The organism is Thiomicrospira sp. WB1 (genome assembly GCF_001507535.1).
Taxonomy (GTDB): domain Bacteria; phylum Pseudomonadota; class Gammaproteobacteria; order Thiomicrospirales; family Thiomicrospiraceae; genus Hydrogenovibrio.
Genome location: NZ_LQBN01000002.1, coordinates 216,949 through 238,517 on the forward strand (window position 1 = coordinate 216,949; position 21,569 = coordinate 238,517).

Sequence of the window (21,569 nt, forward strand, 5' to 3'; positions counted from 1 at the left end):
AAACCGGCTAAAAGCCAGTGCGATTTGTTTAGGGCTCAAGGATTTTGTGTCCCTGTAAAAAGGGCACAAAGCGTTGCACAAAGGCATCAGCGGCTTCCAGTGCGGCCACCTGGTCGGTGGCTTCGCGAAGGCTTTGCCCTTCGAGCGATTCACTCAGTGCTTGCGCCAGCTCACTGGCATCGCGCACGCCTGCCTGCCAGGCTCTGATCAATGCTTTTTCCTGTATGGATACTTGAATCCCACCCCCGGTGACGGGGCTGACTAGATGCAACAATCCAGTTTTGTCTCCATGTGTGCTCAGTAGGTGACGGTTCAGGGCATCGCAGGCGGCTTGTGCCTGGGTCTGGCTGGCATCAGGCTGGGCACTGTGCCATTCGCCGCGATGCGCAAAAATAAACGCGGCTTGGACCAGCGTCATCAAATCCATGCCTTCAATGTGTTGCAGGTTATCCAGCATTTCCCCGAGTGAATGGGGCTGATAGTCGCTCATGAAATCCAGAATGGGGTCGTAAATGCCCGGGCTGAGATCCATCACGCCCAATGCGCCTTCGACCACCAGCGAGATGCGGCCTCGAGGCTTGGTCAGGATCACTGGCTCCTGTTTGAACGCTTCGGCCATTTGCCGGTTGCTCAGAGGCTGAGCGCCTTTGTGCCAGTAGTCTTTGCGAAAGGCTTTGTCCACGCAGAAGTCCCGTGCGGTCTCACGCAGCGCCGTATCGGGAATGGATTCCAGAAATGCATTCTGTGCGTCGCTCAAATTCAGTGGATCAATCAGGTCCAGATAATGCGCACTGCTGGCAAAACGCAGTTTGGCCGGTGCAAGTGCTTCTGCCAGATCCGCAAAGTCCATGGGGGCCCAGTCGCGATTGAAGTATTCGTGGGCCAGGTAATGCGGGTCCTGGTTCAACAGTTCCTGAAGCTTGTTGGCTGCAGCGGGGTGGGAGCGCGCGTGAGCCGGGGCAGTGTCAAACAGTCCCTGAGCGAAGCTCAAAGCGTTGCGAATGTTCTGGGCGCTGCCAGCGCCGGGCGATCCCATACGGTCCACATGCTGGGTCAGCAGTTTGCGAAAAGGCATCATCTGCGCCCAGCCGACCTGGGTGTTATAGCTTAGATACACCACACCACCGACTTTGAGGTGACGTCGTATGAATTCCACCAGAATGGCGCGGTTTTGGTCGGACACCCAGGTCCAGACCCCATGCAAGGCAATGAAGTCAAACTGGGGCAGGTCGTCACGTTCCAGAAACGTGGCAAAATCATCGTCAAAAAAATGGGCCTCGGTTTGCGAAGCCGCCACCAGGCTTTGGGCAAACCCGGCCTGCTCGGGCAGAAAGTCGGTGCCCCACCAGTTGACCGGCGTGGCGGTGGCATGCATGGCGCAACTCAACCCTTGTCCGAATCCCAATTCACAGGCATGCGTCTCGGCATTGAGGTCAGGCGGGGTCAGCCCCGCATTGTAAAACGCCAGACGCATGGATAAGGGGTTGAGTTCTTTAAAATAACCGTAGGTGTAGCCAATGTCGGAGGTGTAGCCTTCGGTCCAGTCGGTGTGTTTCATAGCTGACTCATCGGTTTGAAAATATTGATGGTTGAGGCGGATGACCGTGCGTGAAAACGCTGGATAGTTTAACCAAAATTTGACTGATCTGCTGAGACCACCGTGAAATTTTAAATTTGATGTCAAAGCTTGTGAATAATTTGATCTGGCTCACCTTGTTTTGAACGCATGAGTGGTAAAATGAAACCCTTAAACCAGCCTTCTGTGCCTGATAACGATTGAGACGTGTTTGTGCCCACTCATTTAAAGCATTACAAACAGACCGAAACATCGGAGTTGTTTTTGGGACCCTGCTCCCAGACAGATTCGGAGCAAACCTGTCTATATAAAAAAACACGAATCGCTTGGTCTCGAAGTGGGACGCATGATCCGATACAAGCGGAGTACCAGCTTCTCAAACAACTTAATCACCCGTTATTCATCCAGCCGGAGGGTGTGACCGCCATTCAGGGAGAAGCCTACCTGGTGTATCCTTTTTTTGACGGGAAACCCTTATCGGATTGGATCGGTCCGCCCATGGATCTGGCGGATTTTTGGCCCCTGGCCTGCGCTCTGGTCGAAGGGTTGATGGCACTCGAAACACTGGATTGGGTGCATGGTCAGTTAACACCAGATCATCTGTTGTATGATTCGAGAAAAAAGCAGCTTAAACTATTGGGATTGGGGCACAGCGTTCGCCAAACCACTCAACCTTCTCCCGTTTCCACCCTGGCAGAAAATGTGGCGTTTCTCGCGCCCGAAGCCAGTGGTCAGTTAACCACAGCAGTGTCCAGTGCCAGTGATCGATACAGCCTGGGGGTCTGGCTGTATGCGCTGTTAACTGGCCAGCCGCCTTTTCTCGATCAATCCGCTGAATCACTGTGGCATCAGCATGTCACACGACCTGTGCCCGAGGCGCACACCGTGCGATCTGCGATTCCTGTGGGCCTCAGTCGGTTGCTTAGCAAGCTCCTACAAAAAGACCCGGTGGATCGATATGCCTCGGCTCGGTTGGTTTTAAGAGATTTGCGGCAATTGTCACACTGGCATCAAACCGGTGAAGTGAATCGCCTCGCCATGTTTTACCCGGATGAAGGGCTGTCTGATCCTTTGCGTCCTTCGTCGTCAGGGCGTGCCATGACTGACACAGTCGACCGTTCGGCGCAAGAAGCGCAAATCATACGGTTTTTAAAAGAAACAGACCGATCTGAAAGCGAGGTGCCTCCTTGCCAGCTATTGCGCCTACACGGGGCTTCAGGTGTGGGAAAAAGTTCCATGTTGGCACAGACGCTGACCCAATCGGGCGTTGGCCACAGCGATGCGTTTGTCCTGACGTTGAAGTGCGACCAGTACGATGAGCAATCCGTGTTTGAAGGGCTTTATCAGGGACTGAATCACTGGGTCCGTCGTCTGGAAGGGCTGCCGGATGCGTTGTTTGATACCTGGAAAGCCCGCTTGGCCGATCATTTTCAGGCACATGCTTCGCTGATGGTCAGTTTGTTGCCGGATTTAACCCTGGTCTGGCCGGATTTGTCCGCAGTGCCGATGCCAGGCGAGAGCGGTCTGGGGCAGGCACCCAGTCAGGCCATGCGTGAAAGCGAGACGGTCATGCATTTGATGTCGCGTTTTGTCGACCAATTTGCCGACCCTGACAAACCTGTGATATTGGTTCTGGATGATGTGCAGTGGGCGCATGCCCGATTCTTCGACTGGCTTTCCCGATTAATAATTGAGGTCAAGGGACTCAAACTGATCATGGCCTATCGCGACAATGAAGTTGGGCCCGATCACCCCGCGACTCATTTTTGGGACAAGGCACAGCGCAGTGGTTGCTCACTGGAAAACGTAGCTCTGGGTAATTTGAGTGAGCAGGCATTACAGCATTGGGTGGCTCAGCGTTTGCCGGAATGGGGGGCGTCTAGTCGGGAGGAGCTGGCGCAGATACTGCATGCGAAAACCCTGTCCAACCCGTTCTTTCTGGGGCAGTTATTTCAGGTTTGGCAAACGACGTGTGCGCTCACGGGAACGGAAGATGATGCCGCTCAACAAAACGCGATGGGTCAGCTGAAAAAATTGTCTGTGGCTGACAACGTCGTCGAATTCCTGGTAGAGCGTTTCCAGCATTTTTCCGTGGCGGCACAGCGCTTTCTGGCGATTGCTGCCTGCGCAAGCCGCCAAAATTGTTTTTCATTCGCATTGGTGGCGTCGGTGTACGATGAGGCCATGCCCGTTGAAAGCGTTTTGGAGCCTTTGATTGATGAGGGATGGGTTTGGCCGCTTGAGTCTTCTGCCCAGGATGATTGCGGGATGCATTATCAATTTGCACACGACCGAATTGTTCAGGCCGTGCTGTCGGTTTGGGCGTCCGATGTGCTGGCGCAATGGCATTGGCGGTTGGGAATGAACTTTGCCAAGACGGTCGGGCTCGACGCACCGCAAGAGGCTCAGGCTGATGCTGCCTCCCTTTTGCAGGTGTCCAGCGCCACGGGCGAACAGCTTTTTACGCTTTTGCATCATTTAAATGCCTGTGTGCCGTTCTTGGGACAATGGGCAACGGGGTCGCAACAGAAGTGGTTGTTTCAATTACAACTCGATGCCAGTCAGAGCGCGCGCGAACGCGGTGAATTTGAGCGCGCTTATGAATACGCTGTCTATGCGAGTGCGGTGATTCAATTGGATTGGGCTTTGTCGGATCATATTCGCCTTGCCCGAACCCGCGCTGAATGCGCGCATTTTACGCAACGCTATGAAGAAGCCGAAGGGTTTTACCGAGAAGCCCTGGCTCAAATGGAGGATGCGTTCAGTAAAGCGGAGGTGTGTGAATGGCTGGTCAAACTCTATACCGATCAATCTCGTTTTCAGGACGCCTATGAAACCGGTCTGATCGGTGCGCAATGGTTGGGTGTGACCTTGCCAGGTGCGTTTTCTCCGGCGGCTTTTGTGTCTCAGTGGTCGGCTTTGCGCCGTGCTTTGCGACCGCACACAATGGAGGCTTTGTTGCATTACCGCCCAGCCACGGAAAACCGGGATCGTTTGCGCATCCGTTTGCTTTCGGCCATGTTGAAAGTGGCGTATCAATTAAATCCCAAGCTTTGTGTGCTCCTGTCCATGCGCCTGCTTCGCCTGGCCTTGCACCAAGGGTTTACGCGGGAGGTGGTCATCGGCTTCATTGTCTATGGCGTGATTTTTCAGGGGGCGATTCGTCAGCGTACCGAGCAGGGCTATGAGTACGGTCAGCTGGCGTTGGCTTTGTTGAAGCGCTTCGACGATCAGACGCTTGAAGCGGAAGTGCGTTTTGTGTTCGGCTATTTTGTGCAATCCTGGCGTGAGCCGGCGTTTCAAACGGAACAGAACTGGTGGCAGGCCTATCAGGTTGGGTTGAGCACCGGGGATGTGTTTCATACTGCCTGTGCGGCCGCCGCAATGGTGCAAAGTCAGTGGATGCGAGGGGTGGCCTTTTCCCAGTTGCATCAGTCTCTGGACCAGTTTGAACCGGTTTTGCAACGGTTGGGAACCATCGAGCCTTTGCGTGCCTTGCAGAGCATACGCCAGGCGATGAAAAATTTAACCGGCCAGACCTTTTCGGCGGATACCTTTGCCAGCGATGGGTTCGAACCGACGGCGTTTGAATCGGCACTGCCTCAGTTCGGCTCACCCCATTTTGCGCTCTATTATTATGTGAATCAAATGGCTGCCTATGTTCATCAGGGGGCCTGGGACGCTGCGAAACAGGCGTCTATACGGGCGCTTGATTATCTGGACGCTTCACAAGGCATGTTGCACTGGGCTGAATGGCATTTTTACCAAGCAATCATAGAAGGACAGCAGGGAGCGTCAACCGGTGTGAAGCGCTGGCAAGCTCGCCTAAGAGTCCGGCGACTTCAACGTCGTTTTCATCATTGGGCGGACGCCGTGCCGGAGAATTTTTTAGCCAGAGCCCGCCTGATAGATGGGGTGGCGGCGCAAATGGTCGGCCAGACCATGCAGGCCTTCCAGGCCTATGAGGCCAGTTTTGAATTAGCGGCGTCCTACGGCCAGTTATCCATCCAAACTCTGGCGGCTCAAATGCTGGAGAATTTGAGCCGCCAACACCACCTCGTGAGCATGCATGAATATTACCAGACCTGTCTTCACCGCAGTCGATCGTTATGGTTAGGACAGTCGGAGGCAAAGTCTGATAAAACCCCGCAGCTTTCCGATGCCGACTTTTTATTGGCTTTCTCTCGGGACTTGACTCAGACCAAGCAGGTCACGCGGTTGCTTGACATCATGCTGGGCAACTTGATTCAAGCCAGTGGTGCGCGACAGGGCGCGCTTTTACTGCCCGACAGACAAGGTTGGCGTGTGGCGGCACACGCCCAGCCGAATGAAGATCGTCCGAACGCGCGTGAGATGACAACGTTTCCCGACATCCCATTGCAGGAGGCGGTGTTTGTGAATGAAGCGCTGGTCCAGACCGTGATTCGTCGTCAGGAGCCGGTGATTGTTGCGGATGCCCAGACAAACCCCGTGTTTGGCGGTGACGCCAACATTCGAGCACGCCATGCGCGGGCGATGCTGGGTTGGCCTTTGCATTTACATGATCGTCTGATTGCCGTGATTTATTTGGAAAACGATCTGTTGCCCGCTGTGTTTGGACAACCCCAGAGGGCGTTGATTGAGCAACTCAGTGGGCATATGGCGATTGCGCTGGACAATGCCATGCTTTATGCGCGAATGGAAAAACAGATCGATGAGCGAACGCGGGAAGCGGAACAAAAGAGCACGCAACTGGCCAAAGCGATTTCGGAGTTGGACCGGCTGACGGTCACCGACCCATTGACGGGGTTGTACAACCGGCGACCTCTTGCGGGAACCTGGCAGGCCTGGTTAAAAAGTCGATCAAGTCGTGCCTGCGGTGTCGTGATGGTGGACATCGATTGGTTTAAGGCTTACAACGACACCTATGGGCATCAGCAGGGCGATGCCTGTTTGCGCCAGGTGGCAGACATTCTTGCGTGTTCGGTCGGGCAGTCAGAGACTGAAACCGGTCTGCCCGATGGGGTTGGATTGGTTGCGAGAATGGGGGGAGAAGAATTTGTGGTGCTTTTTAAAGAGACCGAGGTGGACGCGCTGGAACAATGGGCGCAACGCCTTCAGCAAACGCTCGCACATACAAAATTAACTCATTCGGCGTCGCGGTTTGGTCAGGTGACGATCAGTTTGGGGGGCGTGATCACGGCGCAATCAGATGTCTGGGAAGCCTTGTCGGAGGCGGATAAGCGGCTTTATCAAGCCAAAAGTCAGGGCCGTAATCGCTTTATTATGGGCCTGTCGCCTGATAGGGCTGAATGAATTCATTCGGAATGGGTTTGGGGCGGTGGGTTAGCCGATCAATGCACACATAGACGGTGGTGGCGGTAAACACGGTTTGGTCGTCGCGGGTGCGCACAAAAGCAAAATGGCGTTGACGTCGGCAGGCTCCGAGTTGTTGCCCCAGCCAGGTTTTCAGAATCAATGAATTGTTTGGCAGGCATTCTTTGTGAAAACGCATGGTGTGCTCGTGCACAATCAGGATGCGATTGCAGGCGTTTTGTGTGGCTTCGTTGATGCCGACCGCATTGGCATGGGCCCAAGCCAGGGTTTCCATCCAGGTTAGGTATTGTTTGTTGTTGACATGCCCCAGAAAATCCAGCTCATCACGCTTCACCTGATGGGGCTGGGAAAAGAAGGCGTTGCGCGGCAGAGAGTTTGGCGGTTGGGTTGGGTGTGGCATTTTGTGATCTCCCTGCGCGGTTTTTGCTAAAATGACGCCATTTTACAGAATTGATTGGATGGACGTATGGCAGGAAACAGCCTGGGTCAGAATTTTCGAGTGACCACGTTTGGGGAAAGTCACGGTCCCGCTTTGGGATGCATTGTGGATGGGTGCCCGCCGGGCCTGGCGTTGGACGCTGGCGATATTCAGGTTGAACTGGACCGGCGCAAGCCCGGTCAGATCAAGCACGCCACTGCCCGTCGCGAAGCGGATGAGGTGGAGATTCTGTCCGGGGTGTTTGAAGGCAAAACCACCGGTACGCCCATCGGGTTGTTGATTCGTAATACCGATCAGCGCTCCAAGGATTATTCCAAGGTGGCCGAAACCTTCCGTCCGGCCCATGCCGACTATACCTACACTCAGAAATATGGCCTGCGTGATTATCGCGGCGGCGGGCGTTCATCCGCCCGCGAGACCGCCATGCGTGTGGCCGCTGGCGCGATTGCCAAAAAATACCTCAATCAACGCCTGGGCATCGAAATCAAGGGGCATCTTTCTCAACTGGGGCCGATTGAAATCGAAGACGCCGTCTGGCCGTTTGACAATGACAACGCGTATTTTTGTCCGAACGGTGCAAAAATGGATGAGATTGCGTCTTACATGGACGATCTGATGAAACAGAAAGACTCTGTGGGTGCGAAAGTCACGGTGATTGCCCATCGCGTGCCGGTGGGGCTGGGAGAACCGGTGTTTGATCGTCTCGATGCCGATCTGGCCCATGCCCTGATGAGCATCAATGCGGTCAAGGGTGTGGAAATCGGTGACGGGTTTGAGGTGGCGGCCCAAAAAGGCACGCAACATCGGGACGAATTAACACCGCAAGGGTTTGTGTCCAATCATGCCGGCGGCATTGTCGGCGGTCTGGCCACCGGGCAGGACATCGTTGCCCGCATCGCCCTCAAACCGACCTCCAGTATCATGACGCCCGGACGCAGTGTGAACACAAACAATGAAGCGATTGAAATGGTCACCAAAGGCCGTCATGATCCCTGTGTGGGATTGCGGGCCACACCGATCGCCGAAGCTCAGATGGCGATTGTGATTCTGGATCATTATCTGCGCCACCGTGCTCAGAATGCCGACGTGGTCCCACCGATGCCCGATCTGGCGCTCATGGATGATGATGCAAGCGATCCCTCACAGCCATAAGCTCGAATGAGGTAGCATGAGCCAATCGGCGCCGTTTTACCGACAAGCTTACCCCAAACTCTCGGCCTTTTATCTGGTCTACTTCATGCTGTTTGGGGCCCTGATTCCCTACATTTCGCTTTACTACCAGTCGCTGTCTTTCAGTGCGATTGAAATCGGTCAGCTGATGGCGGTGTTCATCGGCACCAAAATCGTGGCCCCGAATCTTTTGGGGTGGCTGGCAGACAGAATGTATGGCCCAATCGTCTGGTTGCGCGTTTGCGGCCTGCTCACGGCCTTGTTCAGTCTGGGTTGGCTGGTCACACAGAGTTACTGGGGCCTGTTGCTGACGGTGTTTGGGTTCAGTTTCTTTTTTCACGCCGCCTTGCCTTTGTTTGAGGCCTATACCTTCAGTGTCTTGCATGGTCAGAAAGCGCTTTATGGTCGGGTGCGCCTCTGGGGGTCGATTGGGTTTATTCTGGCGGTGCTCTGGGGCGGCTGGCAGCTGGATTGGCTGAGTGAGGCCTCTTTGCCCTGGCTGCTGGTGAGCCTGGCCTGGGGCATCTGGCTGGCAACTTTCTGGGTCAGAGCCGATCACGCCGTGTCGCAGTCGCACCACGTCACCGAGGGGTTTGTGCGAGTACTGAAACGCCCCTGGGTCTGGAGTCTGCTGCTGGTCAGTGGCCTGATTCAGTTTTCGCATGGGACCTACTACAGTTTTTACAGTATTTTTCTGACCGATTTCGGTTACAGCAAAACGCTGGTGGCCTGGCTGTGGGCGATTGGGGTGATTGCTGAAATTGCGGTGTTTTTCTGGATGCGCCCCTTGTTTGCCCGTCATTCGGTGCGGGCATTGTTACTGTTGAGCCTGGTTCTGACGGCGATACGCTGGGCCATGATCCCGCTGGTCCCGGACTCACTGGGATTGCTGGTGGTGGCGCAAACCCTGCACGCGGCAAGTTATGGTTTGTTTCATGCGGCCGCGATTTATCTGATTGATCATTATTTCATCGGGCCCAATCAAAGTCGCGGTCAGGCGCTGTACGCTTCTTTCAGCCATGGTCTGGGCGGCGCACTGGGCATGCTGGTGGCCGGTTACAGCTGGGAATGGAGCGGTGCCATGCTCAGTTTTATGATCAGTCTGGTTGCCGTGCTGCTTGCCCTGGTGATCGCATTGCGTTGGGTCCGAGAACCGGTTTTGACCAGGCCTGGTTAAAACCGCCGTAAGGTGTATGAATTTCCTGCATGTGTGGATTAAAAAGATCAAATTGACAGCTTGAGTGCAAACGGTCAGAATCCTTCGAATATTTTTTGATTTACCCCATTCAAACGCTCATTGAGGAGACATCATGAAGTTAGAATCCATTGCCTTGCATCACGGCTATGAATCCGAAGCCACCACCAAATCCGCGGCGGTGCCGATTTATCAGACCACCTCTTACACTTTTGATGATACGCAGCACGGCGCGGACCTGTTTGACCTGAAGGTGCCGGGCAATATCTACAGCCGAATCATGAACCCCACCTGCGATGTGCTGGAAAAACGCGTGGCGGAAATGGAAGGGGGCATTGCCGGTTTGGCCGTGGCGTCGGGCATGACCGCGATCACCTATGCGATTCAGACCATTGCCCAGGCGGGCGACAACATCGTCTCCACCAGTCAGCTCTATGGCGGCACCTACAACCTGTTTGCCCACACCTTGCCGCGTCAGGGCATTGAGGTGCGCATGGTCAAGTCAGACGATTACGAGGGCTTTGCCAACGCCATTGATGACAACACCAAAGCGATTTTCTGTGAATCCATCGGCAACCCGGCCGGCAATGTGGTGGATGTGGCCAAGCTGGCTGAAATCGCCCATGCGCATGGCATTCCCCTGATGGTCGACAACACTGTGGCCACGCCGTATCTGTGTCGTCCGATTGAGCTGGGCGCTGACATTGTGATCCACGCGTTGACCAAATTCATCGGCGGGCATGGCACCACGATTGGTGGTCTGATTGTCGATTCCGGTCGGTTTGACTGGTCGGCTTACCCGGAAAAATTTGCGCTGCTGAACGAACCCGATCCGTCCTATCATGGCGTCAGCTACACCCGTGATGTGGGCGAGGCCGCGTTCATTACCCGCGCGCGCGTGGTGCCGCTGCGCAATACCGGCGGGGCACTTTCGGCGCACAGCGCGTTTTTGCTGCTGCAGGGGCTGGAGACTTTGGGGCTTCGTATGGAACGCCATTGTGAAAACACCCTGGCCGTGGCCAAGCATCTGCAGCAGCACCCGAAAGTGTCCTGGGTGAACTATGCGGCGCTCGACGGTGATCGATACTACGACGTTTGCCAGAAAACCACGGGCGGTCAGGGTTCCGGCATTCTGAGTTTTGGTGTCAAAGGCGGTCGTGCCGCCGGTGCACGCTTCATTGATGCACTGCAGATGATTCTGCGTCTGGTCAACATCGGGGATGCCAAATCGCTGGCCTGTCACCCGGCGACCACCACCCACCGCCAGTTGAGTCCGGAAGAACTGGAAAAAGCGGGGGTCTCAGAAGACCTGGTCCGTCTGGCGATTGGCATTGAGCACATTGATGACATCCTGGCAGACATTGACCAGGCGCTGGAACACGTTTAATCTTTACGGGCTCTTATTTCCACCAGGCCTGGTCAAAACCGGGTCTGGCTAACATTTTAAGGAGATGTGAATGCGAATTTTGCATACCATGCTGCGTGTCGGTGATCTGCAGAAATCCATCGACTTTTACCAGAACGTACTGGGCATGAAACTGCTTCGCCAGAAAGAGTACCCCAAAGGGGAATTTACCCTGGCGTTTCTGGGTTACGGTTCGGAAGAGGAAGAAGCGGTGCTGGAGCTGACCTATAACTGGGATCAGTCCGAATACGATCTGGGCGATGGTTATGGGCACATCGCGATTGAAGTGCCTGATGTCTATGAAGCCGCAGACAATGTGAAAAAAGCCGGCGGCAAAGTCGTCCGCGAAGCGGGGCCGATGAATGCGGGCAGCACCATCATTGCGTTTGTGGAAGACCCGGATGGCTATCAGATCGAGTTCATCGGCGAAGACCACGTTCGAAGCTAAATCGGACAGAGGTTCGAATTTGCTACAATGTGAATAATGGGAGCGTAAAAAGTGGCCCAAATTGATAAAGTCAAAGAGACAATTGGTTATCTGAAGGTCGTTTTTGGCTTATTGGTGGCCATTGATGTTTCATTATTAGCTTGGTTATTTCAAAAAGACTTGGCCAGTGTGGATGTGAAAGTCGGGTTAGCTTTTTTGTCAGCAGTGCTGGTCACGTTGAGTCTGGTCCTGATTAACCGGATCTGGTCCTGATTAACCGGAAAATACTTCGGAAAATAGATCAGTTAGAGGGTATGTAATCATGGATATTCTGCTTGTTCTGGCCGCTCTCATTGTGATAGGCGGTATTTTATTTGCCGTATACGAAGCCATTACCCATAAATCTTCCTGATAAAGGGTTTAATCAATCAAACATGCCTGGTTGATAACAGCCATCAAGCATCCTCTGCTTTTTTCGATACGGCGCGTTTTTTGCGCTTCTGATGTTTGAAATAGACGTGCAGGCCCAGGTGGGCCACCACCAGTAACACCACCACGCCGATCATGATTTCTCCGATGTAATGAATCCACATAAGCCCAAACCTTCCTGATTAAGTCCGTTGAATGCCGGTATTTTACTTTGAATCCTCAATCGGTTTCACTGATTTGAACCATTGTTGCATCAACACAAAGAATACCGGCACCAGGAATATGCCCAGCGAGGTGGCGCTGATGACCCCGCCCAGAATCACGTTGCCGATGGCGTTGTGTGCGCCGGAACCGGCTCCGCTGCTCAGTGCCAATGGCACCACGCCGAAGCCGAACGCCAGTGAGGTCATCAGGATCGGGCGCAGACGCATTTTGGCCGCTTCAATCGTGGCTTTGATTTCATCCAGCCCATCTTCGACCAGCTCTTTGGAAAACTCGACAATCAAAATCGCGTTTTTGGTCGCCAGCCCCACAATGGTCAGCAACCCGACCTGAAAATAGATGTCGCTGGGTTTGCCGGTGAGGTGGGCGGCGGCCAGTGCCCCGAGGATGCCCAGCGGCACAATCAACATGACTGAGACCGGCAGGGCCCAGCTTTCATACAATGCGGCCAATGCCAGAAAGACCACCAGTACCGACAGCACGTACAGCAACAGGACTTTGTCACCGGCCTGCTGTTCTTCGTACGACATACCCGTCCATTCCATGCTGATGCCGGGCGGCAGTTGCGCCACCAGATTTTCCACCGTCTGCATGGCCTGGCCCGAGCTGACGCCCGGTGCGGCCATGCCCATCACCTGCAGCGCGGCCGAACCATTGTAGCGCTCGTATTTGGGGGATTCCTTGCTCCAGTCAAAATCGATCAGACTGGCGGCGGAAATCATTTCGCCTTGCTGGTTGCGCAGATACCAATCGTTGAAATTTTCCGGGGTGGAGCGGAATTCGCCTTCGCCCTGCACGTAAATCTTTTTGACTTTTTCCTGCTTGATAAAGTCATCCACATAGGCGCTGCCCCAGGCAATGGAAAGGGCCTGGTTGATGTCGGCGATGGTTAAACCCATGGCCTGAGCTTTTTCTTTGTCGATCTGAGCGTTCAACACCGGGGCCGGGTCCTGGCCGTTGGGACGCACTCGCATCAAATCCGGGTGCTGATTGGCCATGCCCAGGAATTGATTGCGCGCTTCATACAGGGCCTGACGCCCCACACCGGCACTGTCTTTGAGATAAAAATCAAAGCCGGTGGCATTGCCCAGTTCCATCACCGGAGGCGGGGCAAAGGCAAACACTTGAGCTTCAGTGATCTGGCTGAATCGACCCATGGCGCGTCCGATGATGGCGTCCACGCTTTGCCCCGGCTCGGTGCGTTCGGACCAATCTTTCAGGTTCACGAATGCGATGGCGGTGTTCTGCCCGGTGCCGGAAAAGTTAAAGCCGAGTACAGTAATGAACTCTTCAATGTTGTCGGCCTCATTGTTCAGATAATGTTGCTCAATCTGCTTGACCACATTCAGCGTGTCTTCCCGGGTGGAGCCTGCGGGCAGGTTGATCTGGGTAAAGAACAGGCCCTGATCCTCCTGCGGCAGAAAGCCGGAAGGCGTTTTCATGTACAGAGCGGCCACACCGGCGACAATGAGCAAGTACACCACCAAAAAGCTGTGTTTGAAGCGCAGGACACTGGCCAGCCCGCGCTTGTAGCCGCCGGTCATGGATTCAAAACGGCGATTGAACCAGCCAAAGAAGCCGCGTGATTCGGCCTCTCTGTCAACGGGTTTGAGAAAGGTGGCGCACAAAGCCGGTGTCAGGATGAAGGCCGCCAAGACGGACAAAATCATGGCCGAGGCAATGGTGACCGCAAACTGCTCGTAAATGACCCCGGCGGAGCCCGGGAAAAAGGCCATGGGCAGGAAAACCGCCGAGAGCACCAGACCGATGCCGATCAGGGCACCGGAAATCTGGTTCATCGAACGGAAAGTGGCTTCTTTGGCCGGCAGGTTTTCTTCGTGCATGACCCGCTCGACGTTTTCCACCACAATGATGGCGTCATCCACCAGCAGCCCGATGGCCAGCACCATGGCAAACATGGTCAGGGTGTTGATGGAGTAACCAAAATAAGCCAAGACCCCAAAGGTGCCCAGCAATACCACCGGCACCGTGATCGACGGAATGATGGTAGCGCGCAGATTGCCCAGAAACAGATACATAATCAGGACCACCAGCACAATCGCCTCCACCAGTGTCTTGACCACGTTTTCGATCGACAGACTGATGAAGGGGGTCATGTCATAGGGAATGCGATAATCCATGTCGTCCGGGAAGAAATCCCGCAGTTCTTCCAAACGGTTGATCACACGTTCATGCGTTTCCAGCGCATTGGCGCCGGGGGCGACCTTGACCGCAAACCCGGCTACAGGCACGCCTTTGTAACGGGCGATTTTGCTGTAATTGTCGGCGCCGATTTCAACTCGGCCCAGGTCGCCAACGGTGATGTTGGAGCCGTCCTGCGCGGTCTTGACCACGACGCGTTCGAACTCTGCCACGTTTTTCAGTCGTCCCTGCAGATTGACGGTGACATTGATCGGTTGCTCGGCTTTGGTGGGCAGGCCGCCTAATTGACCGGCGGTGATCACCTGATTATTGGCACGGATGGCCGCCACGACATCGGTGGCCACCAGATTGTATTGCGTCAGTTTGTAGGGATCCAGCCAGACCCGCATGGCGTGTTCGGCGCTGAATTGCACCGTCTCGCCCACGCCCTGCACCCGGTTGATCTGGTCAATGATATGGGTGGCCAGATAATCGCCGAGGTCGTATTGGTTGTGGGTGCCGTCGGGTGAAATGAAGGTGATCACCATCAAAAAGTTGCGCGCCGATTTTTTGACCTCGATCCCCTGTCGCTGTACGGCTTCGGGCAGCGAGCTCATGGCCGTCTGCAGTTTGTTCTGGATCTGCATTTGTGCGATGTCGGGATCGGTACCGGTGGCAAAGGTCAATTCAATCGCCGCCTGCCCGGTGGACTCGCTGGAACTGGACATGTACATCAACCCATCCAGTCCTTTCATTTCGCCCTCGATCACCTGTGTGACCGTCTGTTCCAGAATTTTGGCCGAGGCGCCGGGATAAGCGGCTGAGACGGAAATGGTCGGCGGGGCAATCGATGGGAATTGCGACACCGGCAGGGAAACGACGGATAAAGCGCCGCCCAGCATGACCAGAAATGCCAGAACCCAGGCGAAAACCGGCTTGTTGATAAAGAAGGTCGCAAAACTTCTGCGGTCATTGGATGCATGCTGTGGCTGCATAAATCGTTCCTTGGGTTAAAGGCCTGGAAGAAAAATTATTCGCTGGTCTGCTTGAGTGTGACGGGCATGCCGGGGCGCAACATCTGCAGCCCTTCGGTGATGACCCGGTCTCCGTCGCTTAGGCCGTCACCAATCACCCAGCTTTCGTGGTGCAGTCGCTCCGGTGTCACCGGGCGGGCTTTGACGGTGTTGTCATCACTGAGCACATAGACAAACGGCTTGCCCACCGGGTCACGCTGCAGGGCCACAGCCGGAATTAAGAACCGGTTGTCAGACGACCCGTTTTGAATGCGACCGTGAACAAACATGCCCGGCAACAAATGATGATTCGGGTTGGCAAACTGAGCGCGAATCACGACCGAATCGGTGGTGGGGTCAACTTCAAATTCAGAGAGAATGATGTCGCCCTGATGCGGGTAGGGCTCAGCGTTGCCTAGCAGCAGCGTGACCGGCATCGGTGATTCCGCCGCCTGTAAATTGGCTTTTAAATCCATGGCCTTTTGGCTGGGCACGCTGAAATCCACATAAATCGGGTCCAGTTGCTGCAGGGTGGCCAAAGCCTGTGCCTGGTTGGCAGCCACCAGCGCCCCTTCGGTGATGTTGGAACGACCGATGACGCCATCAATGGGCGCTTTGATCTGGGTGCGGGCCAGGTCGATGCGTGCCGATTTCAATGCGGCTTGATTGGCGGCCAGATTGGCAATGGCCTCACGTTCGGCGGCCAATGCATCGTCGAGCACCTGTTCGCTGACGGCATCAATCTTGACCAGTCGGCGGTTTCGTTTGACCTTGAGTTGTGCATTGGTCAATACCGCTTCGGCACGCGCCACGGCAGCTTTGGCGTTTTCCAGAATCGCCTCGTAGCTGGCGTCGTCGATCTGATAAAGCACATCGCCGCGACTCACCGTCGCCCCTTCGGTGAACAGCCGCTCTTCAATAATGCCTTCCACTTGCGGGCGAATTTCGGCCACACGGTGGGCACGCGTCCGTCCGGTCATGTCCAGCTGGCGCGGTACCGATGTGGGGGTCACCGTGGTCACCGAAACGGTGGGCGGCTGTTGACCGGCGCCGGCGGAAGGCGCGCCTTCCTGGGTGCAGCCACTGATCATGGCCGATAGGGTCACGGCGGTCAGAGCGGTTATCAATGTGGGGGTGAAGGTCGCAATCGATGCAAGGTAGCGCATGAAGGATCTGCCTTTTTTAAATGAAGTTACACCATTGTAACAATTTTAACTGTGATTGCGATAGGGGAGATGGAGTGAGACATATTATTTGCATCTTTCCGAATTGATGGCCCGTTTGCGGCATCCAGAAAGCAAAAAACCACCAGGCCTGGTGGTTTTTGCAGGGGGGTGAAAGCGAAAACGCTTTTATTTCGGAAGAACGAACCCGAAGGCTTTCTGCACGGCTTCCAGTGTGGGTTGCGCCTGTTCACTGGCGCGGTCGGCGCCTTGTTTGAGAATGGCTTTGAGTTCGGCTTCGTCTTGGCGCAGTTGATGATAGCGCTCTTGAATGGGGCGCAGGTATTCCACCACCAGTTCACCCAGCTCGACTTTGAGGTGGCCGTACATTTTGCCTTCGAAATGCTTTTCAATCTCGCTGATGGGCTGGCCGCTGATCACGGAATAAATGGTGAGCAGGTTGGCCACGCCGGGCTTGTTTTCCAGGTCGTAAACGATGTCGGTGCCGGAATCGGTCTGGGCCTTTTTGAATTTTTTGAGGATGGTTTTGGGGTCATCCAGCAGGCCGATGAGGTTGTTTTTGTTGTCATCGGATTTGGACATCTTCTTGGTCGGCTCCTGCAGGCTCATGATGCGGCCACCGGATTGCGCTTCGGGGATAAACGGCTCGGGCACTTTGAACAGCTCGAAATCAAAGCGGTGATTCAGACGCGTGGCGATGTCTCGCGTCAACTCAAGGTGCTGTTTCTGGTCGGCGCCCACGGGAACCAGTTCCGTCTGGTAAAGCAGAATGTCGGCGGCCATCAGCACCGGGTAGTCAAACAGGCCGACGTTGATGTTTTGCGCATGGCGCTGTGATTTGTCTTTGAACTGGGTCATGCGATTGAGCTCGCCCATGTAGGCGGCGCAGTTGAGAATCCAGGCCAGTTCGGCGTGCGCGGGCACGTGTGATTGGATGAAAACGGTGCTTTTGTCCGGGTCAATGCCACAGGCCAGATAGAGGGCGACAAAATCCAGACTACGACGCGCCAGATCCGCCGGGTCCTGTTCCACGGTGATGGCGTGCATATTGACCAGTGAATAGAGGCACTGATAGTCGTCCTGCAGTTGCACCCAGTTTTTGAGTGAGCCGATGTAGTTGCCCAGCATCAGATCGCCGGACGGTTGTATGCCACTGAAAAGGGTTGGCTTGGTCATGGATTTGTCTTCTCCCGAAACATCGAAATGGGCGCTATTTTCGCACTTTTGATCGCCAAAAGCGAGGCAATGCCGGTTTGTGCAGGGACATTGGTTGGCACTCATGCGAAAAGCCGCTAAAATGTGTCTTTTTTCAGCCCTTTCTGCTTTTGCGTATGCAATGCAATAGTCGGAGGGCGGCGAATCAGGAACCATTCCACAGATTATTATGCCTATGCAGCGATTCATTCAGCGCCTTATTCAAAAACTCTCTCCCAAACGATTGGCCACGCCTTCTGCGGATACGACAAACAAACAGATTCTTTCCCGGGATCAGCACGGGGTGTCACGCGGCCAGATCGATAAACACGCGTTGGATGTGCTCTATGGGTTGAAGCGGGCCGGTTACGAAGCGTATCTGGTGGGCGGCGGTGTGCGAGATCTGCTGCTGGGCTTGGAGCCCAAGGATTTTGATGTGGTGACCAACGCCGAACCGGAAGCAGTGAAAGCCGTCTTTAAAAACAAATGCCGCCTGATCGGGCGTCGTTTTCGCCTGGCCCATGTGCGTTTCGGACGCCAGATCATTGAAGTGGCCACGTTTCGCGGTGACAGCGAAGCGTCTCAGGTGTCGAGCAAACCCAAAGGCCGGGGGCGTCTGAACCACACTCGCGCTGTGGACGATCAGGGTCGCCTTTTGCGTGACAACGTGTATGGCAACATGGACGAAGACGTCTGGCGCCGCGACTTTACCGTCAACAGTCTTTATTACAACATTCGTGATTTCAGTGTGATTGACTATGCCGGCGGGCTGGATGACATCAAGGCAGGTGTGATTCGTCTGATCGGTGACCCGGAAACCCGTTACCGCGAAGATCCGGTGCGCATGATTCGTGCGGTGCGTTTCGCAGCGAAGCTGGGATTTGAAATTGAACCGAAAACACGCAAACCGATCACGGATTTGGCGCCATTGCTCAAGGACGTGTCGCACGCGCGCATGTTTGAAGAGGTGCTCAAGCTGTTTCACAGTGGCGTGGCGGTTCAGGTATTTGAAAAATTACGCCAGTTCGGTCTGTTTGCCTATCTGTTTCCCCAGACCGAACAGCTTTTGGCTCAGCAGGCCGAAGGGTTTCCGCGCATGCTGGTGATCGAAGCCCTCAAGAGCACGGATGCGCGTATTCGCAACCGCAAAGGGGTCAACCCGGCGTTTCTGTTTGCCGCCATGCTCTGGGAGCCGATGGTCGCGCGTCGTGAGCAACATCTGGCTGACGGGCTCAAACCGCAGGATGCGACCTTTGCCGCCGCCTCGGATGTGCTGGAGTGGCAGCGCCCGGCCACGGCCGTGCCGCGGCGTTTTATCGGGCAGATTAAAGACATCTGGAACCTGCAATACCGCTTGCCTCGTTATCAGGGCGATCGCGCTCAGAAAATTGTCTCTCACCCGCGTTTTCGGGCAGCGTATGACTTTTTGGGCGTGCGAGTCGCCGCCGGTGCCACGGATTTGAAAGAGGTGTTTGACTGGTGGACGCACTACCAGACGTTAGATGGTGTGGAACAGGTGGCGTTTGCCAACCAGGTGAAAAAGCCCGGCCGCCGTCGACGTCGTCCCCGACGTAACCGCAACCCCTACCGAAAACGAGCCAATGCGGCGCCCAACCAGGACGCCCCACCGTCTGTCAATGAACGGGATTGAGGCGCACACCGTTTACATCGGGTTGGGCAGCAATCTTGACCAGCCGCTGGTTCAAGTGCAGCATGCGCTGCACGCGCTTTCCGGCCTGAAAGACTCAGAGCTGGTTGCGCATTCACGATTGTACGCCTCGCGCCCGCAGGGGCCGCAGGATCAGCCCGATTATGTGAATGCGGTGGCCTGTCTGCGCACTCAGCTGACATCGCAGGCTTTATTGAACGCATTGCAGTCATTGGAACAGGCGCAGGGCAAGGTCAAACAGCGTCATTGGGGAGAGCGCGTCATTGATCTGGACGTGTTGCTGTTCGACGATCAAGTGATGGATTCCGACAGCCTGACGCTTCCGCATCCCTGCATTGCGCAACGGGATTTTGTTCTGGTCCCTTTGCTGGAACTGGCCCCCGAGTTACGCTGCCCACGTACGGGTCAGGCCTATCACGAGGCGTTGGCGCGTTTGCCGGAGCATTTTCTGGACCCCTGTTCACCGCCACGCTCAGTCGACCCTTCATCAGGAGCTGTCTCATGATCCGTTTGAAAGACCTGCACGAACGTAAAGCCTCGGGCGAAAAACTTGTCTGTCTGACTGCGTACGATGCCACTCAGGCGCACTGGGCGGCCGAAAGTGGTGTGGACATTCTTCTGGTCGGTGACTCATTGGGCATGGTGGTTCAGGGGCATGACAGCACCCTGCCGGTGACCATGGATGAGATGGTGTACCACACAAAACTGGTTCAGCGCGGCAACGGACGAGCCTGGTGCATGGCCGATATGCCCTTTCTCAGCGACGCAAGCCTGGAAGACGGCGTGCGCAACGCAGGGCGTTTGCTCAAAGAAGGCGGGGCCAACATGGTCAAGCTGGAAGGGCGAAGCGATTTTCATCGACAACTGGTGCAAACCCTGAGTGAACGGGGCATGCCGGTGTGTGCCCACCTGGGGCTGTTGCCCCAGTCGGTGCAAAAACAGGGGTATCGCATGGTCGGCAAAGCGGCCTCCGAAGCCGATCAGCTGCTGATCGATGCCCGTCATTTTGAAGCGGCGGGGGCCGATATGCTGTTGCTGGAATGCGTGGCGCGTCCGGTCGCTCAGCGTATTGCCGGGACCTTGAGCATTCCCGTGATTGGGATTGGCTGTGGCCCCGACACGGACGCACAGGTGCTGGTCTGGCATGATGTCATGGGCACCACTGTGGGCGGGGCACCGTCGTTCAGTCACGATTTTCTGGCCGAAACCGGGACCGTTCAGGGAGCCTTGAAAGCCTATGTCGAGGCCGTTAAAACTGGACAGTTTCCCAAATAGAGGAGAAGCGGTGTGCATACCATCTCTGAGGTGAGACCATTGCGCCAGTGCCTTGAGGCCTGGCAAAAACAGGGCCAGCGCATTGCGCTGGTGCCGACCATGGGCAACCTGCACGCCGGTCATTTGAGTCTGATTGAGCAGGCACGTCAACACGCAGACAAAGTCGTGGCCACGGTTTTTGTTAACCCACTGCAATTCGGCCCTAACGAAGATTTTGATCAATACCCACGTACCTTGAGCGAGGATCAGGCCCAGTGCCAAGCTCAGGGGGCGGATGTATTGTTTGCCCCGGCCGTCTCGGTCATGTACCCCGGATATCAGCCCGGTCAGCCCTATGACGCCACACGCGTACAGGCCGATGCGGCCCTGTCCTCACAGTTTGAGGGGGCGGATCGACCAGGGCATTTTGATGGCGTGGTCACCGTGGTCAGCAAGTTGTTTCATCTGGTACAGCCGAATGTGGCGGTGTTTGGCCAGAAAGACCTTCAACAGTTTGTGATTCTGCAAAAAATGGTGCACGACCTGGCGTTTCCGATTGACTTGATTCGCGCGCCGATTGTACGTCAAAGCGATGGGCTGGCGCTGAGTTCCCGCAACCAGTATCTGAGTGAGGCCGAACGCGCTCAGGCCCCTCTGATACGCCAAACCCTAACGTCGGTTGTCACGTCCTTGCAACAGACGCCACACAACCATGCATCGATCTTGCAAACCGCCCAGGCACGGTTGCAGGTCCAGGGGTTTGTGGTGCATTATCTGGCCTGGGTTCGTTTGCCCGATTTGCAGACCGTGACCCAGTGGCATGCGAGCGATACCGCAGATGGCTCGGAATTTGCTGTGATGGTGGCGGCCACACTGGGACGCACTCGGTTGCTGGACAATGCCATTTTCCGTCTCGACGGGCAGGTGTTTTAAC

16 protein-coding genes are annotated in these 21,569 nt (G+C 55.3%); 10 read left to right on the top strand and 6 right to left on the bottom strand.

The genetic code is table 11. The features are described from left to right. Positions 1 to 28: 28 nt before the first annotated feature. Entirely contained in the window at positions 29 to 1,558 is a 1,530-nt protein-coding gene (locus AVO41_RS05465) for a class I SAM-dependent methyltransferase (protein WP_068583913.1), read from the bottom strand. A 231-nt stretch (positions 1,559 to 1,789) separates the two neighbouring features. Here AVO41_RS05465 and AVO41_RS05470 point away from each other — a divergent pair, with 231 nt between their 5' ends. After that, the gene (locus AVO41_RS05470) at positions 1,790 to 6,871 is read left to right on the top strand and encodes a diguanylate cyclase (protein WP_160326784.1); all 5,082 of its coding nucleotides are present in this window, start codon (positions 1,790 to 1,792) and stop codon (positions 6,869 to 6,871) included. Here the strand turns inward: AVO41_RS05470 and AVO41_RS05475 are convergent. Beyond that, entirely contained in the window at positions 6,840 to 7,292 is a 453-nt protein-coding gene (locus AVO41_RS05475; protein WP_068583918.1) for a thioesterase family protein, read from the bottom strand. The two genes, AVO41_RS05470 and AVO41_RS05475, sit on opposite strands and share 32 nt — an antisense overlap. A gap of 66 nt (positions 7,293 to 7,358) precedes the next feature. On the opposite strand from AVO41_RS05475, the gene aroC reads away from it, so the two are divergent. The 5 genes from aroC to AVO41_RS05500 all read left to right on the top strand — a co-directional run bounded on the left by aroC (position 7,359) and on the right by AVO41_RS05500 (position 11,801). Continuing rightward, positions 7,359 to 8,483: a chorismate synthase gene (gene aroC, locus AVO41_RS05480; RefSeq protein WP_068583920.1), complete on the top strand. Its 1,125-nt coding sequence runs from the start codon at positions 7,359 to 7,361 to the stop codon at positions 8,481 to 8,483. A 16-nt stretch (positions 8,484 to 8,499) separates the two neighbouring features. Then, complete coding sequence (locus AVO41_RS05485) at positions 8,500 to 9,678, top strand: MFS transporter (RefSeq protein WP_068583923.1); 1,179 nt, start codon at positions 8,500 to 8,502, stop codon at positions 9,676 to 9,678. Between the two features lie 133 nt (positions 9,679 to 9,811). Then, a complete protein-coding gene (locus tag AVO41_RS05490) occupies positions 9,812 to 11,083 on the top strand; it encodes an O-acetylhomoserine aminocarboxypropyltransferase/cysteine synthase family protein (protein ID WP_068583925.1) in 1,272 nt (423 codons plus the stop codon). Positions 11,084 to 11,153: 70 nt separating this feature from the next. Then, positions 11,154 to 11,549, top strand: a complete 396-nt coding sequence (gloA, locus tag AVO41_RS05495; protein ID WP_068583929.1) for a lactoylglutathione lyase — start codon at positions 11,154 to 11,156, stop codon at positions 11,547 to 11,549. A 51-nt stretch (positions 11,550 to 11,600) separates the two neighbouring features. Further along, positions 11,601 to 11,801, top strand: a complete 201-nt coding sequence (locus AVO41_RS05500) for a hypothetical protein (RefSeq protein WP_068583933.1) — start codon at positions 11,601 to 11,603, stop codon at positions 11,799 to 11,801. 182 nt (positions 11,802 to 11,983) lie between these two features. Here the strand turns inward: AVO41_RS05500 and AVO41_RS10750 are convergent, their stop codons facing one another. The 4 genes from AVO41_RS10750 to trpS form a co-directional block, all read right to left on the bottom strand. Continuing rightward, positions 11,984 to 12,121: a hypothetical protein gene (locus AVO41_RS10750; protein ID WP_160326785.1), complete on the bottom strand. Its 138-nt coding sequence runs from the start codon at positions 12,119 to 12,121 to the stop codon at positions 11,984 to 11,986. A gap of 42 nt (positions 12,122 to 12,163) precedes the next feature. Then, the gene (locus AVO41_RS05505; RefSeq protein WP_068583934.1) at positions 12,164 to 15,316 is read right to left on the bottom strand and encodes an efflux RND transporter permease subunit; all 3,153 of its coding nucleotides are present in this window, start codon (positions 15,314 to 15,316) and stop codon (positions 12,164 to 12,166) included. A 35-nt stretch (positions 15,317 to 15,351) separates the two neighbouring features. Further along, on the bottom strand, positions 15,352 to 16,500 hold the full coding sequence (locus tag AVO41_RS05510; protein ID WP_068583935.1) for an efflux RND transporter periplasmic adaptor subunit: 1,149 nt from the start codon (positions 16,498 to 16,500) through the stop codon (positions 15,352 to 15,354). A gap of 186 nt (positions 16,501 to 16,686) precedes the next feature. Next, complete coding sequence (gene trpS / locus AVO41_RS05515) at positions 16,687 to 17,694, bottom strand: tryptophan--tRNA ligase (RefSeq protein ID WP_068583936.1); 1,008 nt, start codon at positions 17,692 to 17,694, stop codon at positions 16,687 to 16,689. Positions 17,695 to 17,908: 214 nt separating this feature from the next. Between trpS and pcnB the strand changes: the two genes are divergently transcribed. The 4 genes from pcnB to panC are packed head-to-tail and all read left to right on the top strand — an operon-like array spanning position 17,909 to position 21,568. Continuing rightward, positions 17,909 to 19,363 (top strand): polynucleotide adenylyltransferase PcnB, encoded by a 1,455-nt coding sequence (pcnB, locus tag AVO41_RS05520; RefSeq protein WP_068583937.1) that lies wholly within the window; start codon positions 17,909 to 17,911, stop codon positions 19,361 to 19,363. Further along, positions 19,350 to 19,886 (top strand): 2-amino-4-hydroxy-6-hydroxymethyldihydropteridine diphosphokinase, encoded by a 537-nt coding sequence (folK, locus tag AVO41_RS05525; protein WP_068583941.1) that lies wholly within the window; start codon positions 19,350 to 19,352, stop codon positions 19,884 to 19,886. The genes pcnB and folK overlap by 14 nt, the downstream gene beginning before the upstream one ends. Next, a complete protein-coding gene (gene panB / locus AVO41_RS05530; protein WP_068583943.1) occupies positions 19,883 to 20,656 on the top strand; it encodes a 3-methyl-2-oxobutanoate hydroxymethyltransferase in 774 nt (257 codons plus the stop codon). Before folK ends, panB begins: the two co-directional genes overlap by 4 nt. 12 nt (positions 20,657 to 20,668) lie before the next feature. Next, positions 20,669 to 21,568, top strand: a complete 900-nt coding sequence (gene panC, locus AVO41_RS05535) for a pantoate--beta-alanine ligase (protein ID WP_068583946.1) — start codon at positions 20,669 to 20,671, stop codon at positions 21,566 to 21,568. Position 21,569: the final 1 nt, after the last annotated feature.

Excerpts from the sequence above, each read along its gene's own strand:
- pcnB (WP_068583937.1), top strand. The coding sequence starts at position 17,909 with ATGCAGCGATTCATTCAGCGCCTTATTCAAAAACTCTCTCCCAAACGA.
- AVO41_RS05465 (WP_068583913.1), bottom strand. The coding sequence starts at position 1,558 with ATGAAACACACCGACTGGACCGAAGGCTACACCTCCGACATTGGCTAC.
- AVO41_RS05490 (WP_068583925.1), top strand. The coding sequence starts at position 9,812 with ATGAAGTTAGAATCCATTGCCTTGCATCACGGCTATGAATCCGAAGCC.
- trpS (WP_068583936.1), bottom strand. The coding sequence starts at position 17,694 with ATGACCAAGCCAACCCTTTTCAGTGGCATACAACCGTCCGGCGATCTG.
- folK (WP_068583941.1), top strand. The coding sequence starts at position 19,350 with ATGAACGGGATTGAGGCGCACACCGTTTACATCGGGTTGGGCAGCAAT.
- panB (WP_068583943.1), top strand. The coding sequence starts at position 19,883 with ATGATCCGTTTGAAAGACCTGCACGAACGTAAAGCCTCGGGCGAAAAA.
- aroC (WP_068583920.1), top strand. The coding sequence starts at position 7,359 with ATGGCAGGAAACAGCCTGGGTCAGAATTTTCGAGTGACCACGTTTGGG.
- gloA (WP_068583929.1), top strand. The coding sequence starts at position 11,154 with ATGCGAATTTTGCATACCATGCTGCGTGTCGGTGATCTGCAGAAATCC.
- AVO41_RS05475 (WP_068583918.1), bottom strand. The coding sequence starts at position 7,292 with ATGCCACACCCAACCCAACCGCCAAACTCTCTGCCGCGCAACGCCTTC.
- AVO41_RS10750 (WP_160326785.1), bottom strand. The coding sequence starts at position 12,121 with ATGTGGATTCATTACATCGGAGAAATCATGATCGGCGTGGTGGTGTTA.
- AVO41_RS05505 (WP_068583934.1), bottom strand. The coding sequence starts at position 15,316 with ATGCAGCCACAGCATGCATCCAATGACCGCAGAAGTTTTGCGACCTTC.
- AVO41_RS05485 (WP_068583923.1), top strand. The coding sequence starts at position 8,500 with ATGAGCCAATCGGCGCCGTTTTACCGACAAGCTTACCCCAAACTCTCG.
- AVO41_RS05510 (WP_068583935.1), bottom strand. The coding sequence starts at position 16,500 with ATGCGCTACCTTGCATCGATTGCGACCTTCACCCCCACATTGATAACC.